Genomic DNA, 4,787 nt, shown 5'->3' on the forward strand with positions numbered 1-4,787 from the left:
GTCCGGGTGTGACGATCGAGGACCTGGTACGCGAGGAGATCAAGCCGGTGCTGAAGTCCTGGCTGGACTCGCATCTGCCGAGCCTGGTCGAGCGCGTGGTGCGCGCCGAGATCGGGCGCGTCATCGACCGTATGTAATCTGCCTTCCGTGCCGCGCGGCGCCCTCCGGGCGGCACGACAACCGCTTATGCGCGCGCCGCCCAGGCGGCGCCGGAGTTTGCCTTGACGACATTGGAAAAGACTTTCGAGCCGGCCTCGGTTGAGGCGCGGCTCTATCGTGGTTGGGAACAGTCCGGCGCCTTCGCGGCCAACCCGGAATCCTCCGCTTCGCCCTACACCATCATGATCCCACCGCCCAACGTGACGGGCAGCCTGCACGTCGGCCACGCGCTGACCATGACGCTGCAGGACATCTTCGTCCGTTTCCGCCGCATGCAGGGGCGCGATGTGCTGTGGCAGCCGGGCACCGACCATGCCGGCATCGCCACGCAGATGGTGGTGGAGCGGCTGCTGGACAAGGAAGGCGTGAGCCGCAAGCAGCTTGGGCGCGAGACGTTCCTTTCCCGCGTATGGCAGTGGAAGGCGGAATCCGGCGGCACCATCACGCAGCAGCTGCGCCGGCTCGGCGCCTCGCCGGACTGGGCACGCGAACGCTTCACCATGGATGACGGGCTCTCCGACGCGGTGCGCGAGGTGTTCTGCACCCTGTTCGAGCAGGGGCTGATCTACCAGGACAAGCGACTGGTGAACTGGGACACGGTGCTGGGAACCGCGATCTCCGACCTTGAGGTCGAGAGCCGCGAGACCAAGGGGCATATGTGGCACATCCGCTACCCCGTGGATGGGGGCGAGGAGATCATCGTCGCCACCACCCGGCCCGAGACGATGCTGGCGGATACCGCCGTGGCGGTGCACCCTGAGAACGAGAAATTCAAGCATTTGATCGGCCGGCATGTGGTTCTGCCGCTGACGGAGCGGCGCATCCCCATCATCGCGGATGAATATGCTGATCCGGAGAAGGGCACGGGTGCTGTGAAGATCACTCCGGCGCATGACTTCAACGATTTCGAGGTCGGCAAACGCCATGGCCTGCCCATGCCCTCGATGCTGGACAGGCAGGGCAAGGTGACGCTGGCCGAACTCGGCGAACTGCCGGAATTCGTGCGTTCGCTGGAGGGCAAGGACCGCTTCGTGGCGCGCAAGGAGATCGTGGCGGAGCTGGAGGCGCGCGAGTTGCTGGTGGAGGTGAAGCCGCACCCGCATACCGTGCCGCATGGCGACCGCTCGGGCTCCGTCATCGAGCCGCTGCTGACCACGCAATGGTACTGCAACGCCTGGGTGCTGGCGCAGCCGGCCATCAAGGCGGTGGAAAACGGCGACATCAAATTCGTGCCGCAGCAATGGGAGAACACCTTCTTCGCCTGGATGCGCGACATCCAGCCCTGGTGCATCTCGCGCCAGCTCTGGTGGGGGCACCGCATCCCGGCCTGGTACGATGAGAGCGGCAAGGTTTACGTGGCGCGCACCGAGGCCGAGGCGCAGGCGCAGGCGGGCGAGGGTGTGAAGCTGGCGCAGGACGAGGACGTGCTGGACACCTGGTTCAGCTCGGCGCTGTGGCCGTTCTCGACCCTCGGCTGGCCGGAAAAGACGCCGGAGCTGGAGAAGTACTACCCGACCGACACGTTGGTGACGGGCTTCGACATCATCTTCTTCTGGGTCGCCCGGATGATCATGATGGGCATGCACTTCATGGGCGATGTCCCCTTCCGCACCGTGTACATTCACGGCCTGGTGCGCGACGAGAAGGGGCAAAAGATGTCCAAGTCCAAAGGCAATGTCCTGGACCCGCTGACGCTGATCGACGCCTATGGCGCCGACGCCCTGCGCTACTCCGTGGCCGCTGCCGCCGGGCAGGGGCGGGATGTGAAGCTCGGGCAGAAGATCGTCGAGAATAACCGTGCGTTCATCACGAAGATTTGGAACGCCGCGCGCTTCCTGGAGATGAACGGGGTGAAGCCGAATCCGGCGTTCAGGCCAGAAGAGGCGAAACTGCCGCTCTGCCGGTGGATTCTGGCGCAGACGAACGAGGCTGTCGCGGCTGGAACGGCGGCGCTCGACGCTTTCCAGGTTAGCGCCTATGCGCAGAGCTGCTACCGCCTCGTGTGGGACAATTTCTGCGACTGGTTCATCGAATTCGCCAAGCCGGGTTTTGCGACTGACGACGCGGCGGAAATCCGCGACACTGCGGCTTATGTGCTGGGCGTGCTGCTGCGGCTGATGCACCCGCTGATCCCGTACGTGACCGAGGAGTTGTGGGATTATTTTGGCTACGGGCCTGAGTGCTCGCTGATCAACGCGCCCTGGCCGAAGGAAATATGGCCAGATTCCGAAGCGAAGGGGAAGGCTGCGCTAGATAGCGTAGAAGTTCAGATGATTATGAATATGATCTCTGAAGTCAGAACTGTTCGTTCGGAAATGAATGTGCCCCCCTCGGTGAAGTCGCCGCTTTTGTTCAAGGATATTGATAACTTTACCTGGGGATTAGTGAATCGGTGGCATGAGGCCTTCTCACGGATGGCTCGGGCCGCGGAAATTGAGAGGCTTTCGGGGGAAGTGCCAAAGGCAGCTGCGCAAGTGATCTTGCCGGACGCTACTATCGTCTTACCGCTAGAAGGCCTGATTGATTTCGACGCTGAGCGTAAGCGTTTGGCCAACGCGCTAGCTAAAGCACAATCCGAACTCTCTAAAGTTGAACACAAGCTAGCGAACGCCGATTTTGTTGCCCGCGCTCCAGAGGAAGTGCTGATGGAGCATCAGGACAGGCTTCGAAATTTTGGTGAAGAAGTGAAGCGGCTGGAAGCGGCGCTGGCGCGGATTTCGTAACGTCGTGCGCGTCCTGATGGTAAATCTCGAATTTACCATCATAGGGGGGCGCGTTTATGGAGATGTATGATGCTGGTTCGTGACATCCGCCCCGAAGACCGCGCGCAATGGGCGGTGCTGTGGCAGGGCTATCTGGAATTCTACAAGGTGCCTGATCTGGCGCCGGAGATTACCGAGAAGACCTGGAGCCGCTTCTTCGACCCCGCCGAGCCGGTGCATGCGCTGGTGGCGGAGGCCAATGGCGTGCTGCTGGGGCTGGTGCATTACATCTTCCACCGCAACACCTGGTGCCTGGATGATGTGTGCTACCTGGAGGACCTGTTCACCGCGCCGCCGGCGCGGGGCAGGGGCGTGGGCCGCGCGCTCATCGAGGCCGTGTACGCCAAGGCGCAGGAGAAGAAGGCCTCCCGAGTGTACTGGCTGACGCACGAGACCAACAAGACAGCGCAGGCGCTCTACGACAAGATCGCCGAAAAATCGGGCTTCATCCAGTACCGGAAGAATTTTTAGGCTCCGGCTCTGTAGCCATTCTGCAACGGCGCACCGTTGCAGGGCTCCCGCGCGAATATTTCATACCCGGTCTGACATTTCCGGGGCATGCTGGCCCTGCTTGCCTCACAATCCAGGAGCTGCCGGTATGAGCCTGATTGAAGTCGCCAGATCCGCTGAGATCATCGAAGGCATCGTTCGTATCTCCAGCGCCGCCGGGCACAACGTGGCGATCACCCGCGTGAACGGCACGGTATGCGCGTTCGAGAACAAATGCCCGCATATGGGACTCTCGCTGGCACGGGGGAAGATCAGCGGCGGTGCCATCACCTGTCCGTTCCACGGCTCCAGGTTCGATATCTGCTCCGGCAAGAACCTGGCCTGGGCGAGTTCCGTGCTGGGCGCGAAGATGCCGGGCTGGAGCCATAAGGTGCTGGCCGTGGGCAAACCCCCGGCGGATTTAAAGATCATCGCCGTCACCGAACAAGACGGGTGGGTGTTTGCCAAGCTGCCGTGACGGACATGAACAACTTCGCGATTTTGCTGCTGCTCGCGCTCGCCGCCACGCTGGAGGCCGGGGGAGATGCGCTGGCCCGCACGGCGCTGCATTCCCAGGCCGTGCCGCTTGTCCGCCTTGGCATCTTCGGCGCCGCGGCGCTGGTGCTGTTCACCTATGGCGTGACCGTGAACCTGCCGCCCTGGGATTTCGGGCGGCTGCTGGGCGTGTATGTTTCGCTGTTCTTCGTCGTGGCGCAGCTCATCAATCTGTTCGCGTTCGGCATGCGGCCGAGCCTGCCGATACTTGCCGGGGGCGGGCTGATTCTGGCCGGCGGGCTGCTGATGACCTTCTGGCGCACGTGAAATTATTTGGAATCCGGTACAGACTGAGGGTTTGCGTGTAGAGTGGCGGCTCCAAAACGAGGGAGTTGGTACCATGGGCCTTTTCGACAGCATTTCCAATCTCGTTCACAACGCCCTGGGGAGCGAGGCCGGGCAAGTGGCCGGGCCGCTGATGCAGAGCCTGGAGGAGCAGGGCGTAGGCGGCCTGGGCGGGCTTACGGCGCAGTTCGAGCAGAGCGGGCTCGGGGCGCATATCGCCTCCTGGACCGGCGGGCAGGGCCTGCCCATCGACGCCGATACGGTGCAGCAGGTGCTGGGCCAGCCGGCGGTGCAGGCTGTGGCGGCGAAGCTCGGCATCGACCCGCAGCAGGCGAGCTAGCTCATCGCCCAGCATCTCCCCGCCATCACCCAGCATCTTGCCCAGAACGCGCCTGCGCCGGACGACAGCGCCAGCACCTGAGGCACGGGAAATAAAAAACGCGGCCCCTTGCGGGGCCGCGTCTCTCAGTCCGCCGAGGCGGAAACAGGTTACATCGACATCGAGTTCATGATGGCCGGGTCCGGCATGGTGCGGCC

Annotated in this window: 6 protein-coding genes; all 6 read left to right on the plus strand. The window is 63.0% G+C overall.

What is annotated here, in order from left to right; translation table 11 throughout:
* The first annotated feature begins 8 nt into the window (after positions 1-8).
* The 6 genes from ACLPJJ_RS10265 to ACLPJJ_RS10290 all read left to right on the plus strand — a co-directional run bounded on the left by ACLPJJ_RS10265 (position 9) and on the right by ACLPJJ_RS10290 (position 4,590).
* Positions 9-137 carry a DUF2497 domain-containing protein gene (locus ACLPJJ_RS10265; protein WP_443590885.1) on the plus strand — a complete coding sequence of 43 codons (129 nt, stop codon included), beginning with the start codon at positions 9-11 and terminating at the stop codon, positions 135-137.
* Between the two features lie 93 nt (positions 138-230).
* The gene (locus ACLPJJ_RS10270; protein ID WP_443590886.1) at positions 231-2,882 is read left to right on the plus strand and encodes a valine--tRNA ligase; all 2,652 of its coding nucleotides are present in this window, start codon (positions 231-233) and stop codon (positions 2,880-2,882) included.
* Positions 2,883-2,948: 66 nt separating this feature from the next.
* On the plus strand, positions 2,949-3,392 hold the full coding sequence (locus ACLPJJ_RS10275) for a GNAT family N-acetyltransferase (RefSeq protein WP_443590881.1): 444 nt from the start codon (positions 2,949-2,951) through the stop codon (positions 3,390-3,392).
* A 127-nt stretch (positions 3,393-3,519) separates the two neighbouring features.
* Positions 3,520-3,888, plus strand: coding sequence for a Rieske (2Fe-2S) protein (locus tag ACLPJJ_RS10280; RefSeq protein WP_443590882.1), 369 nt, complete (start codon positions 3,520-3,522; stop codon positions 3,886-3,888).
* Positions 3,889-3,893: 5 nt separating this feature from the next.
* Positions 3,894-4,232: a hypothetical protein gene (locus tag ACLPJJ_RS10285; protein ID WP_443590883.1), complete on the plus strand. Its 339-nt coding sequence runs from the start codon at positions 3,894-3,896 to the stop codon at positions 4,230-4,232.
* Positions 4,233-4,305: 73 nt separating this feature from the next.
* Positions 4,306-4,590, plus strand: a complete 285-nt coding sequence (locus ACLPJJ_RS10290; protein ID WP_443590884.1) for a YidB family protein — start codon at positions 4,306-4,308, stop codon at positions 4,588-4,590.
* Positions 4,591-4,787 lie beyond the last annotated feature (197 nt).

Source organism: Acidocella sp. (assembly GCF_052326845.1).
Taxonomy (GTDB): domain Bacteria; phylum Pseudomonadota; class Alphaproteobacteria; order Acetobacterales; family Acetobacteraceae; genus Acidocella.